Annotated in this window: 18 protein-coding genes; 11 read left to right on the forward strand and 7 right to left on the reverse strand. The window is 46.0% G+C overall.

Translation table 11 applies throughout. The annotated features are described in order from the left end of the window. Positions 1-257 precede the first annotated feature (257 nt). Together L1D21_RS02170 and L1D21_RS02175 are read left to right on the forward strand one after the other, a co-directional pair. A complete protein-coding gene (locus L1D21_RS02170; protein WP_239843587.1) occupies positions 258-698 on the forward strand; it encodes a MerR family transcriptional regulator in 441 nt (146 codons plus the stop codon). Between the two features lie 186 nt (positions 699-884). After that, on the forward strand, positions 885-1814 hold the full coding sequence (locus L1D21_RS02175; protein WP_239843588.1) for an NAD-dependent epimerase/dehydratase family protein: 930 nt from the start codon (positions 885-887) through the stop codon (positions 1812-1814). 468 nt (positions 1815-2282) lie between these two features. On the opposite strand, the gene L1D21_RS02180 is transcribed toward L1D21_RS02175, so the two are convergent. The 3 genes from L1D21_RS02180 to L1D21_RS02190 form a co-directional block, all read right to left on the reverse strand. Then, positions 2283-2603, reverse strand: coding sequence for a helix-hairpin-helix domain-containing protein (locus tag L1D21_RS02180; RefSeq protein ID WP_239843589.1), 321 nt, complete (start codon positions 2601-2603; stop codon positions 2283-2285). A 124-nt stretch (positions 2604-2727) separates the two neighbouring features. After that, positions 2728-2922 (reverse strand): hypothetical protein, encoded by a 195-nt coding sequence (locus L1D21_RS02185; RefSeq protein WP_239843590.1) that lies wholly within the window; start codon positions 2920-2922, stop codon positions 2728-2730. Between the two features lie 47 nt (positions 2923-2969). Then, entirely contained in the window at positions 2970-3293 is a 324-nt protein-coding gene (locus tag L1D21_RS02190; RefSeq protein WP_239843591.1) for a DUF2956 domain-containing protein, read from the reverse strand. A gap of 155 nt (positions 3294-3448) precedes the next feature. Here L1D21_RS02190 and L1D21_RS02195 point away from each other — a divergent pair, with 155 nt between their 5' ends. Beyond that, on the forward strand, positions 3449-5341 hold the full coding sequence (locus L1D21_RS02195) for an ABC transporter transmembrane domain-containing protein (RefSeq protein ID WP_239843592.1): 1893 nt from the start codon (positions 3449-3451) through the stop codon (positions 5339-5341). Positions 5342-5348: 7 nt separating this feature from the next. On the opposite strand, the gene L1D21_RS02200 is transcribed toward L1D21_RS02195, so the two are convergent. Beyond that, entirely contained in the window at positions 5349-6947 is a 1599-nt protein-coding gene (locus L1D21_RS02200) for an AMP-binding protein (protein WP_239843593.1), read from the reverse strand. 493 nt (positions 6948-7440) lie between these two features. Here L1D21_RS02200 and L1D21_RS02205 point away from each other — a divergent pair, with 493 nt between their 5' ends. From L1D21_RS02205 to L1D21_RS02220, 4 genes are all read left to right on the forward strand, one after another. Next, the gene (locus L1D21_RS02205; protein WP_239843594.1) at positions 7441-8055 is read left to right on the forward strand and encodes a LysE family translocator; all 615 of its coding nucleotides are present in this window, start codon (positions 7441-7443) and stop codon (positions 8053-8055) included. A 295-nt stretch (positions 8056-8350) separates the two neighbouring features. Beyond that, on the forward strand, positions 8351-9142 hold the full coding sequence (gene nagB / locus L1D21_RS02210; protein ID WP_239843595.1) for a glucosamine-6-phosphate deaminase: 792 nt from the start codon (positions 8351-8353) through the stop codon (positions 9140-9142). Positions 9143-9363: 221 nt separating this feature from the next. Continuing rightward, positions 9364-9900 (forward strand): SRPBCC family protein, encoded by a 537-nt coding sequence (locus L1D21_RS02215; RefSeq protein ID WP_239843596.1) that lies wholly within the window; start codon positions 9364-9366, stop codon positions 9898-9900. Positions 9901-10111: 211 nt separating this feature from the next. Next, positions 10112-12040, forward strand: a complete 1929-nt coding sequence (locus L1D21_RS02220) for a U32 family peptidase (RefSeq protein ID WP_239843597.1) — start codon at positions 10112-10114, stop codon at positions 12038-12040. 179 nt (positions 12041-12219) lie between these two features. Here L1D21_RS02220 and rpiA read toward each other — a convergent pair whose 3' ends face one another. Further along, entirely contained in the window at positions 12220-12876 is a 657-nt protein-coding gene (gene rpiA / locus L1D21_RS02225) for a ribose-5-phosphate isomerase RpiA (RefSeq protein ID WP_239843598.1), read from the reverse strand. Positions 12877-13063: 187 nt separating this feature from the next. Here rpiA and L1D21_RS02230 point away from each other — a divergent pair, with 187 nt between their 5' ends. Then, entirely contained in the window at positions 13064-13993 is a 930-nt protein-coding gene (locus L1D21_RS02230) for a DUF808 domain-containing protein (RefSeq protein ID WP_239843599.1), read from the forward strand. Positions 13994-14009: 16 nt separating this feature from the next. Here L1D21_RS02230 and L1D21_RS02235 read toward each other — a convergent pair whose 3' ends face one another. Further along, the gene (locus L1D21_RS02235) at positions 14010-14903 is read right to left on the reverse strand and encodes a LysR substrate-binding domain-containing protein (protein ID WP_239843600.1); all 894 of its coding nucleotides are present in this window, start codon (positions 14901-14903) and stop codon (positions 14010-14012) included. A 120-nt stretch (positions 14904-15023) separates the two neighbouring features. On the opposite strand from L1D21_RS02235, the gene L1D21_RS02240 reads away from it, so the two are divergent. The 3 genes from L1D21_RS02240 to L1D21_RS02250 all read left to right on the forward strand — a co-directional run bounded on the left by L1D21_RS02240 (position 15024) and on the right by L1D21_RS02250 (position 16983). Further along, entirely contained in the window at positions 15024-15461 is a 438-nt protein-coding gene (locus L1D21_RS02240; RefSeq protein WP_239843601.1) for a CidA/LrgA family protein, read from the forward strand. Position 15462: 1 nt separating this feature from the next. Beyond that, on the forward strand, positions 15463-16179 hold the full coding sequence (locus L1D21_RS02245) for an LrgB family protein (RefSeq protein ID WP_239843602.1): 717 nt from the start codon (positions 15463-15465) through the stop codon (positions 16177-16179). A gap of 243 nt (positions 16180-16422) precedes the next feature. Beyond that, a complete protein-coding gene (locus L1D21_RS02250; protein ID WP_239843603.1) occupies positions 16423-16983 on the forward strand; it encodes a phosphoribosyltransferase family protein in 561 nt (186 codons plus the stop codon). A 76-nt stretch (positions 16984-17059) separates the two neighbouring features. Here the strand turns inward: L1D21_RS02250 and pepN are convergent, their stop codons facing one another. Further along, positions 17060-19669, reverse strand: coding sequence for an aminopeptidase N (gene pepN, locus L1D21_RS02255; RefSeq protein WP_239843604.1), 2610 nt, complete (start codon positions 19667-19669; stop codon positions 17060-17062). Positions 19670-19690: the final 21 nt, after the last annotated feature.

Genomic DNA, 19690 nt, shown 5'->3' on the forward strand with positions numbered 1-19690 from the left:
TGTGACTAGTCATAGCCACAGTTATTCACGCAACATTTAAGCATTACTAAATTTTGGTAAAATGGCTAGTAGCGCACAGGATTTGTTAGGTAATGAGTAACAAGAAATGGGGCTGTTACGAGTCGGCATAAAAATGGCTGGTTTCAGATTCGAAAAAGTATGAAATGGCTCTAAACCTTTGCTCAATCTTTATTGGCCACAACATCAATAGAAAGTGTGGTAGTTTTTAAATATGTTTTCACTCCATTATTAGAACTATGAATATTGGTGAATTAGCAAGAAAAACCGGCTTAGCTCCTTCTAAGATCCGATTTTATGAAAAGGTTGGTTTGTTAAAAACTGTCAAGCGCAAAGCTAACGGTTATCGTACCTATCCACCGGAAACAGTAGCGGTATTAGAAATGATTACCGCAGGGCAGCGGGCAGGATTCAGTCTCGATGAGTTAGGTTCATTGCTTCCTGCTGATTTTTCTCAATGGAATCATGATCATTTGTTAAAAGCGCTAAAACAAAAGGTTGAGGATTTGGAAGAGATTGAACGTAGAATCGCGAGTAATAAAGCTCGGCTACTAGAGCTTCTGAGTGAAGTTGAAGCAAAACCAGAAAATATGGACTGCGCGACCAATGCCGAACGGGTTATGTCTCAATTTGGCTGGGATATTTTGCCTCACAAATCCGCTACGAAAGAAGATCAGTAAGGTTAAACCCTCACTTAACAACTTAGAACGATTTCTAGCGGTCGTCTTGAGAGGTCAGTTCAAAGACGATTACTTCCACCAACAATATTCCACCAATCAATGTAGTACAATTTCTTATTGACCTTAAACCTAACTTTAATCTTAGGATGTTTCATAGAGAGAAGCGAAAGTCTGGAGAAGTAATCTATGCAAACAATACTGGGTGCCAATGGGCAGATTGGTCGGGAGCTAGCGATCAGCCTCAAACAAAACTATACCAGCAACATTCGCTTGGTCAGCCGTCGTCCTCAACAAGTAAACAACACTGATGAGTTATTCCAGGCAGATCTTCTCGATCCACAGCAAACTTTAGATGCCGTACAGGGATCAGAAATAGTTTACCTAACGGCAGGGTTACCGATGGATACCAAGTTATGGGTTGAACAGTGGCCAACATTTATGCGAAATGTCATCGCGGCATGTGAAACGCACGGCGCTAAGCTGGTCTATTTCGACAATACCTATATGTATCCACAAACCGATACACCACAATCAGAGAATGCACCTTTTGCACCTAATGGTGATAAAGGACGAGTTCGTGCTCAGATCACTTGCATGTTACTTGATGCGATGAAACAAGGTTCAATCGAAGCTGTTATTTGTCGTGCTCCTGAATTCTATGGTCCCGGCAAGACGCAAAGCATTACGAACTCGACCATTATCGACGCTCTTGTTGCAGGTAAAAGTGCTAAAGTCTTTTTGCGTGATGATGTAAAACGTAGCCTCATTTATACGCCAGATGCTAGCCGGGCAATGGCTCTTATCGGTAACAGTCCGGATACGTACGGACAGACCTGGCACTTGCCATGTGATGACAACAGGCTTAATTACCGCCAGTTTATCGAGCTAGCCGCAGAGGTATTTCACGTTCAACCCAAATATCACGTGCTTAAATGCTGGCAATTATGGCTTGCAGGTAAAGTGAGTCAGACCGTTCGTGATGCGGCAGAACTCCTTCCTCGTTACGAAACTGAAAATATTTTTGTCTCTGACAAATTTAAGACTCGTTTCCCGGAGTTTAAAGTCACAACCTTCAAAAAGGGACTGCAAGCAATTTGGAATGAAAGGCAGCAATAGCGATAAGCCAGCCCTCGGGCTGGCATTGAATAGCCACTGCACCTATAGGCACATGGTCACATTACTAAAATTTGGCCACAGAATTGATTAAACTGTTCAGGCTCCCTCAGTCCGTAACACCGAAAGGGCAAAACAAAGTTAGCTTTTGAACTAGCGACTTACACCAGATGAAGTCAAATCGAAGAGAGTTAATAACCCTGTGTAAACGCGGTTTTGGCCTTCGAAATCATGGCCGAAAATGTTCCTGACATCTTTCGGCATTCCCAACTTCCTTGTAGGTCAGATGATTTTGCAGAGCCCACATGGACGACGCACAACGATATCCCTATCTAAAAGCCAGTTCGGCAATCCCTGTCTCTTGTTCGTGAGCTCGAAGCTACGCTTCACTCACGTGCCAAAAGCGTGTTTGCACATTCGCTTACCTCAGGTGATTCAAAACCAGCATGCTTTACGCCTAACCTAGGCTATTCAAAACCGTGAAGGTTGGCCTTCAATACACTTTTTTGTGGCCAGTGTCTTTTTACGCTCAGGGGTATAAGCCCACCAAGATTTAGGTTCTTCACCCTTGATGAAACGAGTAATTGAGATGAACACATCGATCACACAAGGGTCGTGTTTTTGGCCTGTGAGAGTACAGAGTTGGTCGAACATCTGGTAAGGATCGCGCCCGACGAGATCCTTGGGGCTATGGATACCCAACAATTGAAGATCGACAGAACTCGCCTTGCCTATATTCGGCAGGTCGGTGAGTTGCTTGATGTTACTGCGATCGACTTTGGCCGGGTTCATAATGACCTCACGGCGATGATGCTTGACCAAGCTTTACTGGGAGTAGCTTTTGAGTGACCGGCTTTTGAGAGATTAGCCTTGAAAGGGTGAAGTTGGATCGGGTTGTTAGTCACGGTTGGAAACGCTATTGCTTGTCATCTTTTTGTTGTTTTTTCTTTTGTTCTAGGGCGATAGCGGCACCGATTGCAATGCCCAGCCCAATACCGAGCGCAATATTGCCCAGCGCGACACCAACACCTGAACCGATTGCTATGCCTATTCCAAGACCAAAGGCGACAGGATTGTTTTTAGCGCGACTATTTTTGTTGCCGTTATCCATTTGAACTCCATTTGCAAATTAGCGAACAGGGCGAGGGTGTTTAAAGCTTATGCCAGCAATAAATATCCTGCAAAACCAATCCAAGATAGTAGTAATAAAATCCATGGCAGTTTAGCTGAGCTAGGCTGATCCTTGTGCTCAGTTTCGATTGGCGATTCGGTTTCGCTACGCTGTTTGGCTTTAAGCTCTTGCTTGCGGGCTTTATCTTTTTGACGAGCTTTACTCTTTTGCTGTTTTTTGTATTCGGCGATGCCTTTTTCGATACCTAGAGCGATAAGCTTAGTTTGCTCTTTAGTCTGCCCAGGCTTCTGCGTGGCTTTGGCCACTTTTAGGGCTTCATTTTTGGTTTCGCTGGAGATGTTCTTATTCATAACGACTGGCATAACAAAGTGATGGCCAAACTATATCACAAAGATTGCAGTGGAAAATGCGCTCGGATTATACAAAATTGATCAATCTCAGGCGGTAGTTTTTGTTACTCTTATCTCATCGACTATCTCGTTCAAGTAATTGAAGTCAACCTTATATGAGTCAAGCCACATCCCTTAAGCCCAAACCAAGCCCGCAGACTCGCGCCAAAGACTGCAGCGCAAAACCGAGTGAGGCCAAACATGCGGTATTGCCTTGGATTGGCACTTTTTTACGCCCCTACCGGGTAAAAGTGATCGCCGCTATTGTATTTCTGTTTATTGGTTCATTGGCCTGGTTATCTCTGGGGCAAGGCGTGCGCCTGATGGTGGATGAGGGCTTCTTGCAAGATAATAGCGAGCGCCTAAATGAGATCATCTTATTGGTGATTGGTATCACGGCGCTGAGTAGCTCTGCGATTTTTTGTCGTTTCTATTTAATGACTTGGCTGGGGGAACGGGTAAGCGCCGATATTCGATTAAAGGTCTACGATCACCTACTTAAGTTGTCTCCCAATTTTTACGCCAAGCTGAGAACCGGCGAGGTGATTTCTCGTTTCACTGCCGACTCTACCTTGCTGCAATCTGTGGTGGGTTCCAGCCTGTCGATGGCACTGCGTTCTGGCGTGACTGTGATTGGCGGCATAGTGATGATGGCGATCACCAGCTTGAAACTCACTGCCTTAGTGTTACTTGCGGTGCCTATGGTGTTGGTGCCTATTTTTATTTTAGGTCGCAGAGTACGAGACTTATCGCGCAAGAGTCAGGATAGAGTCGGCGATTTAGGGGCGTATGTGGATGAAACCCTGCACGAGATCCATACCGTGCAGGCCTACTGTCATGAAGACCGAGACCGTAAACTGTTTAATCAGCGAGTCGAGGCGGTAATGACGGCGGCCAGTGGCCGGATTAAATACCGCTCGATATTGATTTCATTAGTGATGTTTCTCAGCATTTTGGCTATCGCCTTAGTTACATGGGTAGGGGCCAAAGATGTGATGCAAGGTCTTATCAGCGGTGGTGAGCTGTCGGCATTTATGTTTTATGCGGTGATGGTTGCCGGAGGGGTTGCGACCATTAGTGAGGTGATTGGTGAGATCCAGCGTGCCGCCGGAGCGACCGAACGCTTAATTGAGTTGGTGGAAACGCCAATCGATATTCCATTGCCAAGTAAACCACAATCTTTGCCAGCCAAGGTGCGCGGAGAGCTGCAACTACAAGATGTACGTTTTGCGTACCACTCCATTGAAAACGTGGTACAGGGCGAAGATGCCAGCAGCGACAGCGAAGTGATCCGCGGGCTGAATTTGCATATTCAACCCGGTGAGCGAGTGGCGTTAGTGGGTGAAAGCGGTGCAGGCAAGAGCACCTTGTTTGAACTGCTACAACGCTTTTATGTGCTCAACGGTGGCAAGATAATGCTCGATGGTGTCGATATTGCCCAGCTAGCCCCCCATGAGCTACGTCAGCAATATGCCTTAGTACCGCAGGAGTCGGTGATCTTCGCCAGCAGCGTACTTGAAAACGTACGTTATGGTCGTCCCGAAGCTACCGAGCAGCAGGTGATAGATGCTTGTATTGCGGCGCGTGCCCACGAGTTTATAAGCGATTTTCCTAGCGGCTATCAAACCTATTTAGGTGAGCGCGGCGTGCGTTTATCGGGTGGTCAGAAGCAGCGAATTGCTATCGCCAGAGCGATTCTGGCCGAGCGTCCCGTATTGTTACTCGATGAAGCAACCAGCGCCCTCGATGCGGTGAGCGAGCAGAAAGTGAAACAAGCATTAGATGTGTTAATGCAGGGCAGAACCACATTAATCATTGCTCATCGTCTGGCAACGGTATTGAATGCCGATAGGATTGTGGTGATGCAAAAGGGACAAATTGTGGCGATTGGTCGCCACAGTGAGTTGATGCAAAGCAGCGATCTTTATCGCGAGTTTGCCAGTCTGCAACTGCTCACCGACGAGAGTCAAAGTGAAGCGAGCGAGACTGACAAACCTGTTAGCCAGTAAGTAACCCTTATGCGCGAAGTTCGCGGCGCAAGATTTTACCTACGGTGGATTTAGGTAAAGTTGGCATAAACTCGATAATTTTCGGTACTTTATACGCGGTCAGCTGTGTACGGCAATGTTCGATGATAGCGGCCTTGGCGGTTTCGGTATCTTGGGTTTGATCTTTGAGTACGATAACGGCTTTGACCGCTTCACCGCTGTGATTATCTTCGACACCAATTACGGCACATTCCATTACGGCATCGTGGCTGGCGAGTACATCTTCAACCTCGTTGGGGTAAACGTTGAAGCCAGAGACGATGATCATATCTTTCTTACGATCGACGATTTTGTGCATGCCATCAGGAGTGGCGACAGCAATATCGCCAGTCTTAAAGAAACCATCTTGGGTCATTACCTTGGCAGTTTCTTCTGGTTTATTCCAGTAGCCGCTCATCACTTGAGGTCCCTTCACTGCCAGCTCACCGGGTTCGCCTAGTGGCACTTCCTTATCATCTAAATCGAGGATTTTCACTTGGGTATCGATAGCAGGCTTACCTATGGTGCCGAGTTTTTCAAGGCCGGGTGCGTTGATTGATACCAGTGGCGAGGTTTCCGATAAGCCATAGCCTTCAGAAATGGTACAGCCTGTTGTCGCTTGCCACACGTTAGCCGCGGCCTGAGTTAGCGCCGTTCCCCCTGAAATCGTGATTTTTAGATGACTAAAATCGAGCGCCTGAAATTCTTTTTGATGACATAAGCCGACAAACAAGGTGTTGAGTCCGGCAAATGCAGTAAATGGATGCTGTGATAGGGTCTTAATTAGCGATGCAATATCCCGTGGATTGGGGATCAACACCGAGCAACCGCCGCGCTCAAAATAGACCACCAGATTCACCATAAAGGCGTAAATATGGTAGATGGGCAGTGGCGCAACAAAGATCTCTTCCCCTTGGACTAATTTTGCGCCTAAACGAGATTTAATCTGTAGCGCATTGGCTATGAGGTTTTTATGGCTCAGCATCGCACCTTTAGACAGCCCCGTGGTACCGCCAGTGTATTGCAGTGCCGCTAAGTCATTGAGGTTGGCGCTGACCGGAGTAAAGTCTTGCTTGCTACCGAGTTCGAGTACCTGATTGAAACTGACGGTATTGAGCTCAGTTTCGCCATGTTCTTGCGGCGCGATTAGATCCAGTGCGTGGGTTGAAATAATGGTTTCGATTGCGGTTACCGGAACCACTTTGCTCAAGGTGGGTAACAGATCACTGAGCACCACTAAAGCTTTGGCGCCTGAATCATTATATTGGTGGATTAGTTCGCGCTCTGTGTATAGCGGATTGGTGTTGACCAGTACTAAACCTGCACGAATTGCACCGTAGGCTGCAATTACAAATTGAGTGATGTTAGGCAATTGAATGGCAATTCTGTCGCCCGGTTGCAATGAGGTGTGTCTTTGAAGATAGGCGGCAAAGTAACGTGAATCACGTTCAATATCGTTAAAGCTACTGGATTTGCCCAAGCAAACATAGGCCGTTTTATCGCCATAGCGTGCAGCGGATGTTTCGATCAGATCGATTAACGAATCATACAGGGTGAGATCGACGTGGGTATCAACATCGTAAGCCATAGTGAGCCTCTAAATTTTATTTTAATTTTTGTTTTAATTGTTAGGGTCTGTTGACCTTGTATGACGAAAATCACTTGCAAGGTGAACAGCCGCTATTTAAACAGGTGTTGTTATCGAATCAATGGATTCAATAAAAATCAAACAGGTGTTTAGATTGTGCTAAAACGACTTTAAGATCAACTGTGAAGCCGATTTAGCGAGCCAAGCGATAAGAGGTGTTAAAGAGATGTAACACTAGGTTGTTGTTATTCATGTAATTTCTGTGTGGTCTGACCATTGCTGTTGCTAGTGTCTTATTGGGTAGCGATTTACTGTAGCAAATTGGCCGATATGCTAGGTTGAATCAGACAGCGTATTTGCAGCTAGAGAAGGAGCTTGAGTCCGAAGAGGTAAGTGGATATTTTGCCTTGTCGATGAAATATTTGTAAGCTGCGCGGCGTGACGCATAGAAGCATTTAATTAAAATCAATAAATAGGCTGGTGGGATTTAAAGATGAGTTTTAGTACCTGGTTAGGTTTGTTGGCTATTTGCTGTTTGGGCGCCATGTCGCCGGGGCCAAGTTTGGCCATGGTGGTGCGCCACACCTTAGGTGGTGGCCGTGCTAAAGGTATTGTCTGTGCGTGGGCGCATTCTATCGGAATTGGGGTTTATGCCCTAGTGACTCTGCTGGGCTTAGCCGTGTTATTGAAACAAGCACCGTTGATCTTTAATGGAATCGCTATTGCGGGTGCCTTGTACTTGGCTTATATGGGCGTTCAGGCACTGCGCTCTAAAGGTGGCATGTCGCAAAAGCTGGCGGCGGGCGAGCCTACCAGCGCATTAACGGCGGCGCGTGATGGCATAGCAATCTCTCTGTTTAATCCTAAAATCATGTTGTTTTTCTTGGCACTATTTAGTCAGTTTGTCATGGTGGCTGACGATGTGTGGGGTAAGTCTTTAATCGTGTTTACTCCCTTGGTTGTCGATGGCCTGTGGTACACCATTATCGCGCTGCTTTTGTCTCATCAAGCGGTATTGCCTAAGCTGCGGGAGAAAGCCGCCTTGATCGATAAGTTATCAGGTGTGGTGTTGATATTGCTTGCTGTTAGAGTGTTGATCACTATCTAAGTTAACGACATTATTATCAAACCTTTTCATGAGCTTAGAGTTGAACTTTAGCTCAAACTATCGTCGATAGCTCTGCTCATATCTTAGTTCATATTCTTAGTCCAAACTTTAGTCATTGGCTTGATGATATTGTTAATGACAACGCTGTCATTTGTGGTTATAGTAATGTTATCAAATCTGGAGTTGCAGATAACATTCGCTATTATTAGCTCGATTAGTCGTGCGCCAAGTGTTGATTCTGCTGGGTTTGATGGAAACCGTTTGTTTCTCCACCTAAGGCAAAATGAGTCAAATTATGCAAATTGTAATTTTAAAAGACAGCGCAGCAGTAGCCGAGTATGGCGCGAATATCTTTGTTAAACAGCTTCAAAAGAAGCCTGACTCTGTCTTAGGTTTGGCAACGGGTTCGACACCGGTTTCTCTATATCAGCGTTTGATTGCCGCTAATCAAGCGGGCGAGGTGTCATTTAAGCAAGTAACCAGCTTTAACCTAGACGAATACTTAGGTCTCGATGGCAGCCATAAGCAGAGTTATCGTTACTTTATGAACCAGCAGTTGTTCGATGCTATAGATATCGACAAGGCTAATACCCATGTGCCACCGGGTGATGCCGCCGATCCTATCGAGGCTTGTGAAGGTTATGAGCAGCAGATTGCGGCAGCGGGTGGGATAGATATTCAATTGTTGGGCATTGGCCGTAATGGTCATATTGGTTTTAACGAACCCTCTTCGGGTTTGATGTCTCGTACACGAGTGAAAACTCTGACTAAAGCCACCATCGAAGATAATGCGCGCTTTTTTGCCGCCGATGAATTCCAACCCCATCTGTCAATTACCATGGGGATTGGGACGATTCTTGATGCCAAGAAAGTGGTGTTATTAGCCACAGGCGAAAATAAGGCTGAGGCAATTAAGGCGACGGTCGAAGGAGCATTAAGTGCTTCTTGTCCGGCATCGGCGCTGCAACTACATCGTGACGCGGTATTAGTATTGGATGAAGCTGCAGCATCGCAATTGAGCGATTGTGAGTTTTATAAGCATATCGAAGCTGAAAACCAAAAGTTAAGACAGCAACTGGCTAAGTGATAATCAATTAAGATTAGCTAAGTAAAAATTAGTTAAAGTGATAATGATTGGGCTATAGCCGAAAAGCTTTGCATATTATTAAAAGGCGCATTTAGCGCCTTTTTTGCATATCAATTGTTGGCAAGATTGCAATTCACCGTAGATTAATCGATGTTATCTAGGTTTAGGTCATATATGACACTTTGATTTATGTCGACTGTTAGCTGGATTAAGGAACGAATATGCTAAAAAAAATATTAATCGTGCTGTTGGTGCTGATTGCCAGCCCCTTTATTGCCGCGTTGTTTATCGAACAGGATTACGCCGTCGATACCCAAGTGACTATCAATAAGCCAGTGGAGCAGGTATTCGACTATGTTCGTTTACTGAAAAATCAGGATAACTTCAGTGTTTGGTCTTCGATGGATACTGCAATGGTCAAAACCTATAAAGGGGTCGATGGCAGCGTGGGGTTTGTGTCGGCATGGAAGAGTGACAATCCAGATGTTGGCCAAGGTGAACAGGAGATCATGGCGATAGTGCCTGGTAAACGTATCGATTATGATCTGCGTTTTATCTCCCCTTTTGAGGCGGTATCTCCCGCCTATTTGACCACATCGGCAATATCGGAAGGTCAAACAGAGGTGCATTGGGGCTTTAGTGGACACATGGATTATCCGATGAATATTCTATTACCCTTGATGAAGGTCGATCAGGTCATTGCACAAGATCTACAGCAAGGCTTGGAAAACTTAAAACAAATACTCGAAAGCCAATAGCCTACATCATCTAGCGGCATCAAGTTTAAAAGGCGCATTTAGCGCCTTTTTTATTGGCCAATAACATGGGCCGTGATCACTTGTTAACTGCAACAACGCAATACTGGCGGGAAATGGCTACAATTTATCAATCATCCCCGTGCTATGTTAGCCGTGTCTGTTATAATCGCCGCCTATTTTTATGTGCTGTGAGTTGATTGAGTAACGTCCCATGGATAAGCCAGAGATTTTTCGTCCTGAACCTGTATCTGTTGCAACAGAGCCTGCTAAGCCGGTAGAGCATGTCTCAAACCGCTTAGAGCTGTTGGCGCCAGCGAAAAATGCCGATTATGGTATTGAAGCGATTCGTCACGGTGCCGATGCTGTGTATATCGGTGGACCGGCCTTTGGAGCCCGTGCTACGGCGGGTAATAGTGTCGAAGATATTGCTCGTCTGTGTGAGTTTGCTCATCGATATCATGCACAGGTGTTTGTCGCCATTAATACTATTTTGATGGACGATGAACTTGAGGCCGCCGAGAAGCTGATTTGGCAAGTGTATGAAGCGGGCGCCGATGCCTTAATTGTGCAAGATATGGGGATTTTACAACTCAATATTCCGCCTATCGCTTTGCATGCCAGTACCCAAATGGATAACCGTAATCCAGAGAAGGTGGCGTTTTTAGAGCAGGTGGGGTTCTCACAAGTAGTACTGGCTCGCGAGTTAGGGTTGAGCCAAATTCGTGAAGTGGCTAAGCATACCAATATGCAGCTGGAGTTCTTTATTCATGGCGCTTTATGCGTGGCCTATAGTGGCTTGTGTAATTTAAGTCATGCCTTTAGTAATCGCAGTGCCAACCGTGGTGAATGTTCACAGATGTGTCGTTTGCCAGGGGATCTTAAGACACGTCAAGGTGAAGTCTTAGCTCAAAATGAGCACTTACTGTCCCTTAAAGACAATAACCAGACTGACAACTTAGAGGCGTTGATTGACGCCGGTGTACGCTCATTCAAGATTGAAGGCCGCCTGAAAGATTTAAGCTATGTTAAAAACGTTACTGCGCATTATCGTCAAGAGTTAGACAAGATCTTAGCCCGTCGGCCTGAGTTTGTGGCATCGAGCCATGGTCGCTGTGAGCACAGTTTTACCCCTAATACCGAGAAAACCTTTAACCGTGGTCGCACCGACTATTTCGTTAATGACCGTAATCAAGGTGTGAGTGACTTCCGCTCGCCAAAATATATTGGTGAAGAAGTGGGAACCGTTAAGGCGCTGGGTAAAGATTATATTCAGGTCAACTCCAGCGAACGCTTTAATAACGGTGACGGCTTATGTTATTTCCCGCCTAACTATGAGAAAGCCAAGCAGTCGGACGACAAACTGCAAGGGTTGCGAGTAAACCGTGCCGATGGCGATAAGCTACACGTAATTGCCGTGCCGGGAGATCTAAAAGTGGGCGCGACTCTTTATCGCAACCATGATCAGGCTTTCGAGGCTTTGCTGGCCAAAGAGTCGTCTAAGCGGATTATCAATGTGGATATGTGCCTTAGCGATACCGTTGATGGCATCGCCTTAACCATGACAGATCAATATGGTTTAGCTGCGACCACTGAGCTAGTGATGGATAAAGTTGCAGCTAGCGATAGCGATAAAGCACTGCAAAATCTGCGTAAGCAATTAAGTAAATTAGGTAGCACAGACTTTAGTGCTCGAGCGATCAATATTGAAACGGCTCAGCCTTGGTTTGTGCCCGCTTCGGTATTAAATGGCTTGCGCCGTGACACTGTGGCGGCACTAGAACTTGCGCGTGTTGCCGGCTATGAGCGTCCTAAGGCTTGGCAATATAACCAAGAAGCGGTTTATCCGGTGAAACATTTAAGCTTCTTGGGCAATGTGGCTAACGAGAAAGCCAAAGCCTTCTACACTCGCCATGGCGTTATTGAGATTGAAGATACTTACGAGAAAAATGGCATTACCGAAGATGCGCCATTAATGGTAACTAAGCATTGCCTGCGATTTAACTTTAACTTGTGCCCTAAAGAAGTGCCTGGAATCAAGGCTGAGCCTATGGTGCTAGAGATAGGAAAGGATGTGTTAAAGCTGGTATTTGACTGCCCTAAGTGTGAGATGATGGTGGTGGGAGCCAACCGTCAGGTATAGACCTGCTGGTGTATGTATCTCGCCTAAAAATAGGTAAGATAGGTTGCATTAAAAAAGCCTAAGCAATTGCTTAGGCTTTTTAGGGTGTGCTTACCTTTCAAGTTCATTTCGAACAAAAATCAAAAAGCAAAGATAAACACCCTAGTTAAACGGCTTTAATATCAGCGCTGTTTTGCCAGCTATTTTACGGTTTTCACTCCGTCAGGGGTTCCGACAAGTAAGACATCGGCACCGCGCTTAGCGAACAGGCCGTTAGTGACAACACCAACGATTTGATTGATCTTTTCTTCCATCTCTTTCGGATTAAGGATCTTCATGTTGTAGACATCGAGAATGATGTTGCCGTTATCGGTCACCACACCTTCACGGTAAACTGGGTCACCACCTAGTTTTACCAATTGACGTGCAACATAAGAGCGCGCCATTGGGATCACTTCAACCGGCAGTGGAAACTCGCCAAGTATGTCCACTTCCTTAGTATTGTCTACGATACAGATAAACTTTTCGGCTACCGCTGAAACAATTTTCTCGCGGGTCAGCGCCGCGCCGCCACCTTTGATCATATCCATGTGTGGATTGATCTCGTCGGCACCATCGACGTAAACCGATAACTCATTGACAGAATTGAGTTCAAATACGGGAATGCCCAAGGCTTTTAGCTTTTCAGTTGAGGCTTCAGAGCTAGAAACCGCACCTTCAATATCGCCTTTGATACTGCCTAAAGCATCAATAAAGTAGTTAACAGTAGAACCGGTTCCCACACCGACAATACTATCTTTTTCAACGTATTCTAAAGCGGCCCAGCCAGCGGCTTTTTTCATTTCATCTTGAGTCATCACAGGTTCCTATTAGGAAAAATAGATCAGTTGCAGGCATTATACCTCTTGTTATCCTTGTCGGGATGAGAAATGGGTAATTTTGTTTAGTCGCTAGGTGTTTTTGTCTGTATAGCCCTAGTATTCAAATGGTTATGCGCGTAATTTATTGCAGGTAATGATTTAATTTATCGCTCAAGGAGAGCCAATGGCTGGCGCGAGTTTATTAACTTTGCTCGATGATATCGCAGCAATTTTGGATGATGTGGCTTTAATGAGTAAGGTGGCTGCCCGTAAGACCGCCGGTGTATTGGGGGATGATTTAGCCCTTAATGCTCAGCAGGTCAGTGGCGTTAATGCCGACCGTGAGTTACCTGTGGTGTGGGCAGTGGCGAAAGGTTCGCTGCGTAACAAATGCATTTTGGTTCCTGCGGCGCTGTTGATCAGTGCTTTTATCCCCTGGGCGGTGACGCCGCTATTGATGCTTGGTGGGTTATTCCTCTGCTATGAAGGTTTTGAAAAACTGTATCATTCGGTGACCCAAGATAAAGCGGCGGATCAAGATGATCTAGAGCAGGAATTAAGCCAGGTTGGGGGCGACCTTAAAGCCTATGAAACCAATAAGATTAAAGGCGCGATCCGCACCGATTTTGTATTATCGGCGGAGATCATCGCCATTACTCTCGGCGTGGTTTCTGACAGCAGCTTTATGACCCAAGTAGTGACCTTGAGCATTATCGCATTGGTGATGACTATCGGAGTTTATGGCTTGGTTGCAGGGATCGTCAAACTCGATGATGCGGGGCTTTATCTAAGCCGACGCCAAGGTGAGGGTGTGTTGACTCGTATTGGCCGCTGGTTCGGTGGTGGTTTAGTCAATGCCGCGCCCTATTTAATGCGTGGCTTAACCGTGGTTGGCACAATTGCCATGTTTATGGTGGGCGGCGGCATTTTAACCCATGGTTTGCATATGATTAGTCATCAATTTGAATATTGGGCTAGCCTAGTGGCTCAGTGGCAAGTTGTGGGACCGCTATTGTCAATGTTGACCCCAAGTGTGCTTAATTCACTGTTTGGGGTGTTAGCCGGTGCGATAACCTTATTGGTTATCTCTGGCGTGAGTAAGTTGCGCCAATAGTGGTTGTTGGCGCGGGTTACTGTTTTTCGGCCAGATGTTGCTGTAGCAGTTCTATCATGGCATTGGCGGCAAATGAGAGCGGCCTATCTTTGGGCCAAAACAGGCTCATACGCCAGCAAAGGTCGGTATCCACCAGATCGCGGCTAACCACACCTTCTAACTGATAACGCATGGCGATAAATTTCGGCAATATCATTACGCCAATATCGGCGGCCACTAGGGCGATACCAAAGTCTGGCTGATTAACGTGGGTGGGATTATCTATCGTCACTCCTGCGTTGTCACAGGCATCGATAATCATCTTGTGCAGGGTAAATTCAGGCTCGAACAGGATTTGAGCGTAGCCATTAAGCTGACCGATGGGGATCTGCTCCAAAGCTGCCAGTGGATGGCGACTGGGTAATACCACCACCATAGGTTCGCTGTGGATCGCAATGCCATCAAACTCCTGCTTAAGATCGATGATCCCTGTGGCTAGCTCAATTTCGCCTTGTTGTAATGCAAAGGTCTGCTGCACACCGCCACGCACTAATAATTGTGTCTTGATATTGGGAAAACGGCGTCGATATTTGGCAATAATAGGCGCAAACAGTTCGGCGCTGCCCAGTGGCGCAAGCCCCAGTTTTAACACACCTTGATTTAAGCCCTTGAGTTGGTCGAGTTCGTCAAACAGTGCCTGTTTGGTCTCTAGGAGTTTTTGTGCGTATTGGTAAACCAACTCGCCATGAGTGGTGAGGGTGACGCTGGTACCTCTTTTACCACGAGTCAGTAAAGGCAGTTCAAGCTCGGCTTCTAATTGATTTAAGGATTTCGATAATGCTGGCTGGCTAATATGCACCTTGGCTGCTGCGCGATTAAAACCGCCGCAATTAACGATTTCAACGAAATAGTGCAGGGCTTTGAGATCCATAATCGATACCTTTTATGATTCATTTTGGTAATGAAGTTTATAAATAATATTCATTTTTTTTATTAAAAATACCAGCGTAAAATAAATATTTCAATAAATCAGCCATCTGTAATTATTCCGATGAAAAGCCGAGTCGCCAACCTTAAACATATTGTGCAAGCCTTGATACAGGTGGGTTCGCTGTGCTTATTAGCCTATTTAGCCCAATTCCTGGTCGAGTGGTTTTCGCTGCCGATCCCTGCTGGCGTGTTAGGCCTTGCCTGTCTGCTATTGCTGTTGGGTTTGAACTGGTTGCCTGAGCGTTTTGTCGCCTTAGGGGCAACTTGGTTATTAAGTGAGTTACTGCTGTTTTTCATTCCACCCGTCGTCGCCTCGGTACATTATGCCCCCATATTGGAGCAATATGGCGTTAATTTATTACTGACGCTGGTATTGGGTAGCACTAGTGTATTGCTGATCACAGGTTTCGTTATCGATAGGGTGTTCAGATTTGAACGTCGACGTAACCGCGCCAAGCGGCAGTTAGCACTGAAGTCGGCTCAGTTAGTTAGGGGGTGATATGGAGCCGATGTTATCGTCTGCGCTACTTAGCTCTCAGCCATTAGCCATCTTGTGTTTGTTGGTGACCCTGCTGGGATATTTTTGCAGTAAGGCCCTGTATCGTTACTGCGGTTATTGGTGGCTCTCTCCGATGATCATCACGCCTATCAGCCTGTTGATGTTTGTGGTGTTGTTTACCATTCCGTTACCCACCTATTTTGAATATAACCACTACCTTACGGCTATGTTAGCGCCGGCAACCATAGCGTTTGCTTTGCCGATCTATCGTGAACGACGTTTGATTACTCGCTATCCATTAACTATCAGTGTTGGGGTATTTACTGGCTTGATTGCGGGGTTGTTTTCCTCATGGTTATTAGTGCGATTTATCGACTTGCCACCTGAGCTTTCTCATAGCTTGCTGGTGCGTTCGGTATCGACCCCATTTGCCATTGAAGCAACCACAGCTTTTGGTGGAGTACCGGATCTTACTGCCATGTTGGTGTTGTTTACTGGCGTCATCGGCATGTTGCTTTGTGGCCCAGTATTTAAGCTTGCCAAGATTAGAAGCGCATTGGCTAAGGGCGCCGCATTAGGCGCATCGGCTCATGGTGCCGGAGCTGCTAAAGCCGCCGAAATTGGTCAAGAAGAGGGGGTTGTTGCCAGCCTGACAATGATATTTACCGGGATTACTATGGTGCTTGCCGCGCCGCTGTTTGCGGGTTATTTGGTGTGATGCATGCCTGTAAAGTCATGATGACTTTGTAAAAGTGAAACCTAACGCCAATTTTAATGATTTAATTCAGCAGCCCAATCCATTTTAGTATAGAATTCTGCCCCAAAATCCCGTAGCAAGAAGTTGAACTGTTCACCGAACCCTTTCGGTTGATTTGTGCTACGTTGAGTTTGGGTAAGATAAATCGGTGGAGATTTGCTTTCCCATAGGTGATGCTAAATATAACAAGGTGGAGACAGTCAGATGTCTGAGAAACGCTTTATTACCGCACAAGAGCTGCTGGAAGATTCTTTTCGTTTAGCGGCGCAAGTTTATGAAAGTGGCTTTAGACCTCAGTTTATTGTTGGGATATGGCGTGGCGGCGCACCTATTGGTATTGCGGTACAAGAGTATTTCGATTTCAAAAAGGTCGAGACCGATCATATTGCCGTGCGTACTTCTTCCTATTACGGTATTAACCAACAGAGTAAGAAGATTAAGGTTCATGGACTGCATTACATCGTCGAAAATGCCAATGCTGGCGATGGTTTGTTAATTGTCGATGACGTGTTTGACTCTGGTCGTAGTATCGATGCCTTGATCAACAAGCTACAAGAGTTGATGCGACTCAATATGCCTACAGATGTACGTATTGCTTGTCCTTACTATAAGCCGAAGAACACGGCTGTTGAGATGAAACCTGACTATTTTATTCATGAGTCAGAAGAGTGGTTGGTGTTCCCGCATGAAGTGTCAGGTTTATCACCTGAAGAGCTGGCCGAAGGTAAAGGCGATTTGAAAAATATTAAAGAGCTGTTTATCTAAGCTTTATACTGATTTGGTATTAGCTTTTAATTAGCCACAAAAAACCACCATTAACGGTGGTTTTTTTATGACTCAATTATCGGTCAAGTTGCTCTTTAATCATCACGCAGCGCTGCTCATTTTGTATTGCCTTTGCTATGCCTTGTTGAGTCGTGGGGCTAAAATCTTGCTCTGAAGTCTGTAATCGCATTAGTCGCGATACTCCCGAATAGGAGCAGTCCATCGGCAACATATATTGGCTGTAGATACGCATAAACTCGCTACTATTGTTTTTATCTAGCTCGGCAAGTTGTGCAAGTCGTTGCTCAGCCGTCGCCATACTCAGGGCTTTTTGCTCGCTAGGATACAAGTGCTGCATCACGCCAATTAACTTAGGCAAATTGATACTATCGCCATCAGACGTATGTTGTTGTACTCGCTCAAACCATTGACGTTTTTGATTCGCCCTAGGTTGAGAGACTTCGGCATCGATCGCAAGCATTTGGCCATTAGAGGAACTGTCCTGCTGTTTTTCCTGTATAACCAGACGATTAGCAGCAAGATAATCATAACGATTCAGATGGATTATCATTGCCCAGCGACGGGCTTGGTTGAGTTCGATACCAGGCAGTTGCTCTGTACCTTCGAGCAGTGCGGCGAGGTGCTGTTTTGCCTGAAAGCTAGTGGCAAATTGTACATAATTATCAAACCACAATGTTTGCAAAGGGCTTTCTGGTGTTGAACTCATGGTGAGGCGCAGGCTCATCTGTTCCATTGCCTTTAGGGCACGTTGGCTATAGCTGCGCTGATTTGGGCTTATCTGTTCGAGTAATGCTTTGGTTTGCCTTAGTTTATTAAGCAAGTGAGGCAATACTTGTGGATCTTGTTCTTGGGGCGCATTAATCATCACACTGCCGATAAAGCGCTTTAGCGAAATGTCACCGCTAAGCACACTGTCCCATAAGGTTTGCCACAGCATGATCCTAAACTGGGGATCCTCAATTTTGCTCAGGTTCATCAGCGTAGTTTCTAAGGAGTTAGGGTCGAGTTCGACTTTAACGTAGCCCCAATCTTGATAGTTGGGAAAGACGAGGTCTGGACAGCGGCTACCGTGTAAACGCTTCACTTCTGTGTTGGCACCTTTATAGGTCACCGCAATACTTTGGTTGCGATACAGCCCTTGTCTACCCAGAGTAAAAAGACCGACTTTGACTTTCTGCTCTCTCAGCACTGGGTGCTCTTTAATCGCCGTTTGCTGCAAGCTAAACTGGCTGATGCGGTCATTGCTGCATTGATATACGGCTCTGATGCTATTAACCCCGCTTTGATATAACCAATTCTTGCTCCATTCATCCAAAGGACGTTTGGCCGCGTGGCTAAGGCTTACGATAAAATCATCGACGCTGGCAGTACCAAAGCGGTGTTGTTCAAGATACCGCTTTAACCCTTGGTTAAAGGCTTTCTCTCCCAACAGAAAGTTAAGCTGTGTCAGCAGGGCAATACCTTTGTCAATTTTGTCTTGGTTAAGGCCATCTTCCACTTCTAGACTCGATACCACCGCGGCTTCGATGGGGCGACTGTTACGTCTATCATCGACTTGGTAGACGTTGTGTTTGTCTTGATACCAAGCCGGGATCTCAAGTGTACCCACTCGTGCCTTTTTCGCCATAAAACGTGCCAGACTTTGGCTTAGCCAGAGCTCGTCCCACCAAGGTAAACTGATAGTGTTACTGACCCACTGTTCGGCTAAGGTGCTGAGTTGATTGAGTTGTAACGCCTCAGTCTCCAGTAAACTCTCATCGAAGGTCGATACCGCGGCATTGGACATGGCTTTAATCGGCAATTTAGGCACGATCAGTTGGTCGTATTTATTAAATGGAAATATGACGCCAAACTGCTGCTGGTAGAAGAGAATAGCCTCAGTGGTTTGCTGTAGCCATTGCTGGCCGTCGATATTGGTGGCGATGGATTGGCGAGCATATAAGTTAAGCGGTAATTTCTCTACTGTAGTTTGCCAATGCTTATAGGGCCCGGCATGAAGCGAGAAACTGTGTGGACTGATACTGTTAGTGGTGGCAAATTGCCAAAGAGTGCTGGCTTCTCCAGGGACGAGTGCTTTGCTGGTACTGGCACTGATCACTTGCCAATCCTTGGGTGCCGAGACACTCAAGGAGAATGCTGCTTTGAGATCCGGTTGATCGAAAAGTGGCATCATCATCTGGGCGCTCGAAGGCAAAAAGTGCGAGTAAATATACGCTTGGCCATCGCTGGGGTCTGTGTAGCGAATCAAACCTTCATCGCTTTGACTATAAGGCTTAGTGTATTGCACGCTGACCTGATTACTGCCACTGCTGAGCAAGGCTTGAGAGATGATCAGACTCTTGCCATTGTAATTAGGATAAATTTTGCTGCCGTTAATGCTGAACTGGCTGATTCTGGCTTGATTAAGATCTAGAACTAAGGCTTGACTCTTGTCGCTCAGATAAAATTGAATATCGGCTTTACCGCTAAAGCTACTCGCTTGAGTAAGATCTAACTCGACCCGATAACTAACCTGACTCACACGTTGCGAGCGTTGTTGCGCCAGTTGTTCACTGACGGCGTTTCCATACTGAAGCTGCTTGTTGAACTTAGGTTGTTGTGGGCTTTGGCAAGCGCTGCCGACGAGCACCACAATACCAATAATACAAAGCTGAAGCAGTTTCAAAATGGGTCCTCAATGAGTTAA

The organism is Shewanella sp. Isolate11 (genome assembly GCF_022398315.1).
Taxonomy (GTDB): Bacteria; Pseudomonadota; Gammaproteobacteria; order Enterobacterales; family Shewanellaceae; genus Shewanella.

Bases quoted from the DNA above. Each gene is read 5' to 3' on its own strand.
- L1D21_RS02170 (WP_239843587.1), top strand. From the start codon at position 258: ATGAATATTGGTGAATTAGCAAGAAAAACCGGCTTAGCTCCTTCTAAG.
- L1D21_RS02175 (WP_239843588.1), top strand. From the start codon at position 885: ATGCAAACAATACTGGGTGCCAATGGGCAGATTGGTCGGGAGCTAGCG.
- L1D21_RS02180 (WP_239843589.1), bottom strand. From the start codon at position 2,603: ATGAACCCGGCCAAAGTCGATCGCAGTAACATCAAGCAACTCACCGAC.
- L1D21_RS02185 (WP_239843590.1), bottom strand. From the start codon at position 2,922: ATGGATAACGGCAACAAAAATAGTCGCGCTAAAAACAATCCTGTCGCC.
- L1D21_RS02190 (WP_239843591.1), bottom strand. From the start codon at position 3,293: ATGAATAAGAACATCTCCAGCGAAACCAAAAATGAAGCCCTAAAAGTG.
- L1D21_RS02195 (WP_239843592.1), top strand. From the start codon at position 3,449: ATGAGTCAAGCCACATCCCTTAAGCCCAAACCAAGCCCGCAGACTCGC.
- L1D21_RS02200 (WP_239843593.1), bottom strand. From the start codon at position 6,947: ATGGCTTACGATGTTGATACCCACGTCGATCTCACCCTGTATGATTCG.
- L1D21_RS02205 (WP_239843594.1), top strand. From the start codon at position 7,441: ATGAGTTTTAGTACCTGGTTAGGTTTGTTGGCTATTTGCTGTTTGGGC.
- nagB (WP_239843595.1), top strand. From the start codon at position 8,351: ATGCAAATTGTAATTTTAAAAGACAGCGCAGCAGTAGCCGAGTATGGC.
- L1D21_RS02215 (WP_239843596.1), top strand. From the start codon at position 9,364: ATGCTAAAAAAAATATTAATCGTGCTGTTGGTGCTGATTGCCAGCCCC.
- L1D21_RS02220 (WP_239843597.1), top strand. From the start codon at position 10,112: ATGGATAAGCCAGAGATTTTTCGTCCTGAACCTGTATCTGTTGCAACA.
- rpiA (WP_239843598.1), bottom strand. From the start codon at position 12,876: ATGACTCAAGATGAAATGAAAAAAGCCGCTGGCTGGGCCGCTTTAGAA.
- L1D21_RS02230 (WP_239843599.1), top strand. From the start codon at position 13,064: ATGGCTGGCGCGAGTTTATTAACTTTGCTCGATGATATCGCAGCAATT.
- L1D21_RS02235 (WP_239843600.1), bottom strand. From the start codon at position 14,903: ATGGATCTCAAAGCCCTGCACTATTTCGTTGAAATCGTTAATTGCGGC.
- L1D21_RS02240 (WP_239843601.1), top strand. From the start codon at position 15,024: ATGAAAAGCCGAGTCGCCAACCTTAAACATATTGTGCAAGCCTTGATA.
- L1D21_RS02245 (WP_239843602.1), top strand. From the start codon at position 15,463: ATGGAGCCGATGTTATCGTCTGCGCTACTTAGCTCTCAGCCATTAGCC.
- L1D21_RS02250 (WP_239843603.1), top strand. From the start codon at position 16,423: ATGTCTGAGAAACGCTTTATTACCGCACAAGAGCTGCTGGAAGATTCT.